Source organism: Streptococcus mitis (assembly GCF_001579035.1).
Lineage (GTDB): Bacteria > Bacillota > Bacilli > Lactobacillales > Streptococcaceae > Streptococcus > Streptococcus mitis_J.
On record NZ_KQ970287.1, the window covers coordinates 175,243 to 179,892 of the forward strand.

General features: G+C 42.8%; 6 protein-coding genes. All 6 read left to right on the plus strand.

Translation table 11 applies throughout. The features are described 5' to 3' along the window. Positions 1 to 504: class I SAM-dependent methyltransferase (locus tag SMIDD26_RS05320; RefSeq protein ID WP_061439358.1), on the plus strand; the 504-nt coding region annotated here is incomplete at its 5' end. Beyond that, entirely contained in the window at positions 501 to 1,778 is a 1,278-nt protein-coding gene (locus SMIDD26_RS05325) for a pyrimidine-nucleoside phosphorylase (protein WP_061439360.1), read from the plus strand. The genes SMIDD26_RS05320 and SMIDD26_RS05325, both read left to right, overlap by 4 nt. A 19-nt stretch (positions 1,779 to 1,797) precedes the next feature. Beyond that, entirely contained in the window at positions 1,798 to 2,460 is a 663-nt protein-coding gene (gene deoC, locus SMIDD26_RS05330) for a deoxyribose-phosphate aldolase (protein ID WP_061439361.1), read from the plus strand. Next, on the plus strand, positions 2,447 to 2,836 hold the full coding sequence (locus tag SMIDD26_RS05335) for a cytidine deaminase (RefSeq protein ID WP_000246113.1): 390 nt from the start codon (positions 2,447 to 2,449) through the stop codon (positions 2,834 to 2,836). Before deoC ends, SMIDD26_RS05335 begins: the two co-directional genes overlap by 14 nt. An 89-nt stretch (positions 2,837 to 2,925) precedes the next feature. Beyond that, on the plus strand, positions 2,926 to 3,978 hold the full coding sequence (locus SMIDD26_RS05340) for a BMP family lipoprotein (protein WP_049543026.1): 1,053 nt from the start codon (positions 2,926 to 2,928) through the stop codon (positions 3,976 to 3,978). Positions 3,979 to 4,120: 142 nt separating this feature from the next. Next, positions 4,121 to 4,650: ATP-binding cassette domain-containing protein (locus SMIDD26_RS11560; RefSeq protein ID WP_134990191.1), on the plus strand; the 530-nt coding region annotated here is incomplete at its 3' end.

The window sequence follows — 4,650 nt, forward strand, 5'->3', positions numbered from 1 at the left end:
TTTCTGACGGATGCAGGTGTTTTTAGCAAGAAGATGGTTGACTTCGGAAGTCAGCTTTTGCTCAAGTGTCTGGAGGTCAACCAAGGAGAGACAGTCCTAGATGTCGGCTGTGGTTATGGGCCATTAGGTTTGTCCTTAGTCAAGGTTTACGGCGTTCAGGCGACCATGGTCGATATCAATAATCGTGCCTTGGATTTGGCGCGACAAAATGCTGAACGAAATAAAGTAGAAGCGACGATTTTCCAGTCTAACATCTATGAACAAGTTGAAGGGAATTTTGATCACGTCATTTCTAATCCTCCTATCCGTGCAGGAAAGCAAGTCGTTCATGAAATCATCGAGAAAAGTAAAGATTTCTTGGAAACTGGTGGAGATTTAACAATCGTTATCCAGAAGAAACAAGGGGCTCCAAGTGCCAAGTCTAAGATGGAAGATGTGTTTGGCAATTGTGAAATCGTCAAAAAAGATAAGGGATACTATATCCTTAGAAGTGTGAAAGAATGAGAGCAGTTGATTTAATCCAAAAAAAACGAGACGGTCAAGAACTGACTTCGAGTGAAATTGAATGGCTAGTTGAAGGCTATGTATCAGGAACTGTTCCTGATTATCAGATGTCTGCTTTTGCTATGGCTGTTTATTTCAAAGGAATGACGACCCGAGAAATCTCAGATTTAACTATGAATATGGTTAGGACTGGGCAAGAGTTTGATTTATCAGCTATTGATGGGGTTAAGGTTGACAAGCATTCTACGGGTGGTGTTGGTGATAAGGTAACCTTGATTTTGGCTCCTCTTGTTGCTAGCTTTGGTGTGCCTGTAGCCAAAATGAGTGGTCGTGGTCTCGGCCATACTGGTGGGACAATTGATAAATTGGAGTCCATTAAGGGCTATCAAGTAGAGCGTAGTCAAGAAGATTTTATTCGTCAGGTTCAGGATATTGGTGTATCTGTCATTGGGCAATCAGACCAGCTGGTCAAAGCGGATAAGCTTCTCTACGCCCTTCGTGATGTGACTGCAACTGTCGACACGATTCCTTTGATTGCGAGTTCGGTAATGAGCAAGAAAATCGCGGCAGGGGCGGATGCTATTTTACTAGACGTGACTGTCGGTGAGGGTGCCTTCATGAAGACAGTTGATGAGGCGCGTGAACTGGCTCAAACCATGGTGGATCTTGGTAAGGCAGTTGGTAGAAAAACGGTAGCAGTGATTACCGATATGAGCCAGCCTTTGGGACGAGCGATTGGAAATCGTCTGGAGATCCTTGAAGCATTGGAGATTTTACAAGGTCAAGGCCGTCAGGATATTACCCACTTTATCTGTGAATTGGCTCAAATTATGCTTGGCCTGGCAAATGTAAACAAGACAGTTGAAGAAGTTCGCCAACATCTTGAAAATGGTCAAGCATTGGCTAAGTTTGAGGAGATGGTCCAAGCCCAAGGTGGAGACTTGGAAGACCTCTATCGTCCTGTCAATGTTGCCCATGTGGTGGAAATCCCTGCCCAGGAAACGGGTATTATCTCAGCTCTTCCAGCTATGGAATTTGGGCTTTATGCTATGAGACTGGGAGCAGGCCATGCAGTCAAGTCTGATGCCTTGGACTATGAAACAGGAATTGTTTTTGAAAAGAAAGTTGGAGATTCTGTTCAAAAGGGAGAAATTGTTGCAAAAGTATACACAAATGGAAAAATTTCTCCTCAGCTAGTTACAGATTTTCAAAAATATGTTAAAATAAATGATAGGGTGCAAAGTTTACGAGAAATTATAGAAATTATCTCATAAACCGCAGGAGAATCCGAATATGAAATTAAATAAATATATCGATCATACGCTTTTAAAACAAGATGCAACAGAAAATCAAATTGATTGTTTGTTGTCTGAGGCTAGGGAGTATGATTTTGCCAGTGTTTGCGTTAATCCGACCTGGGTTGAACATGCTAAAAAAGGGCTTGAAGGCACAGATGTCAAGGTCTGCACAGTAGTAGGTTTCCCTCTGGGAGCAACAACTTCAGCCGTGAAAGCTTTTGAAACAAAAGAAGCTATCCAAAATGGGGCTGACGAGATTGACATGGTAATCAATGTTGGGGCTCTCAAATCAGGTAATTTAGCCTTGGTAGAGTCAGATATTCGCGCAGTCGTGGAAGCAAGTGGTGACAAGTTAGTGAAAGTCATTATTGAAGCTTGCCTTCTGACAGATCAAGAAAAAGTTGTGGCTTGTCAATTAGCCCAAAAAGCAGGAGCTGACTTCGTAAAAACTTCAACTGGCTTTTCAACTGGTGGCGCTACGATAGCAGATGTTCAATTGATGCGTGAAACAGTTGGGCCTGATATGGGTGTCAAGGCTGCTGGTGGAGCTCGTTCTTATGAGGATGCTCTTGCCTTTGTGGAAGCAGGGGCGACCCGTATTGGAACGTCAGCTGGAGTAGCAATTCTAAAAGGAGAATTGGCAGATGGCGACTACTGAGTTGATTGAATTGGCAATTGAAACCAGCAAACAGGCCTATGTCCCCTATTCTCACTTTCCTATCGGAGCAGTTTTAGTGGCAAAAGACGGAAGTGTTTACACGGGAGTGAATATCGAAAATGCTAGCTATCCTTTGACCAATTGCGGTGAGAGAACAGCCATTTTTAAGGCTGTATCTGAAGGGCAAAGAGAGTTTTCAGAGCTGATTGTTTATGGTCAAACTGAAAAACCAATTTCACCATGTGGTGCTTGTCGCCAAGTAATGGTCGAATTTTTTGAACAAGATCTAAAAGTGACCTTAGTCGCAAAAGATAAATCGACGGTCGAGATGACGGTCGGGGAATTACTTCCATATTCTTTTACAGACTTAAACTAGTCTGAGTCGCTCTTTGAGTGGCACGGTCCTTGTGGCCAACCAATCCATACTTGCAACATCGTTGCACATCTTATTTAGGAGGTTCAGTAATGAACAAGAAACAATGGCTAGGTCTTGGCCTAGTAGCAGTGGCAGCAGTTGGACTTGCTGCATGTGGTAACCGCTCTTCTCGTAAGGCAGATTCATCTTCTGATGTGAAGACAAAAGCAGCAATCGTCACTGATACTGGTGGTGTTGATGACAAATCATTCAACCAATCAGCTTGGGAAGGTTTGCAGGCTTGGGGTAAAGAACACAATCTTTCAAAAGATAACGGTTTCACTTACTTCCAATCAACAAGTGAAGCTGACTACGCTAACAACTTGCAACAAGCGGCTGGAAGTTACAACCTAATCTTCGGTGTTGGTTTTGCCCTTCACAATGCAGTTAAAGATGCAGCAGCAGAGCACACTGATTTGAACTATGTCTTGATTGATGATGTGATTAAAGATCAAAAGAATGTTGCGAGCGTAACTTTCGCTGATAATGAGTCAGGTTACCTTGCAGGTGTAGCTGCAGCAAAAACAACTAAGACAAAACAAGTTGGTTTTGTAGGTGGGCAGGAGTCAGAAGTTATCTCTCGTTTTGAAGCAGGATTCAAGGCTGGTGTTGCGTCAGTAGACCCATCTATCAAAGTCCAAGTTGACTACGCTGGTTCATTTGGTGATGCTGCTAAAGGTAAAACAATTGCAGCTGCACAATACGCAGCCGGTGCAGATATTGTTTACCAAGTAGCTGGTGGTACAGGTGCTGGTGTCTTTGCAGAAGCAAAATCACTCAACGAAAGCCGTCCTGAAAATGAAAAAGTTTGGGTTATCGGTGTTGACCGTGACCAAGAAGCAGAAGGTAAATACACTTCTAAAGATGGCAAAGAATCAAACTTTGTTCTTGCATCTACTTTGAAACAAGTTGGTACAACTGTAAAAGATATTTCTAACAAGGCAGAAAAAGGTGAATTCCCTGGCGGTCAAGTGATCGTTTACTCATTGAAAGATAAAGGGGTTGACTTGGTAACAACTAACCTTTCAGAAGAAGGTAAAAAAGCTGTCGAAGATGCTAAAGCTAAAATCCTTGATGGAAGCGTAAAAGTTCCTGCAAAATAATGGATGGAAGTTATTTCTTAGGAAGCGGCCATCGGTCGCTTTTTAAGAGTTGAGACAAAGTCATTTTGTCTCAGTAAAGCTTGCTACTAGACAAACTAGCAAGTTTTATTGAAATAAAATAAGACTCTGAAAGGAAGAGCACATGGCACACGAAAATGTCATTGAGATGCGTGATATTACCAAGGTGTTTGGTGAATTTGTTGCCAACGACAAAATCAACCTGCACCTACGAAAAGGTGAAATTCATGCACTTTTAGGAGAAAATGGGGCTGGTAAGTCCACGCTCATGAACATGTTAGCAGGCCTTCTTGAACCAACTAGTGGTGAAATCGCGGTCAACGGTCAAGTTGTCAACCTCGACTCCCCATCTAAAGCAGCTGGCTTGGGAATCGGAATGGTTCACCAGCACTTTATGTTGGTAGAGGCTTTCACGGTGGCTGAAAACATCATTTTAGGTAGTGAATTGACTAAAAATGGTGTGCTAGATATCGCTGGAGCTAGCAAAGAAATCAAGGCTCTTTCTGAACGTTATGGCTTAGCTGTGGACCCTTCTGCCAAAGTGGCAGACATCTCAGTTGGAGCCCAACAACGTGTAGAAATTTTAAAAACCCTTTATCGGGGAGCTGATATTCTTATTTTTGACGAACCAACGGCTGTTTTGACTCCATCAGA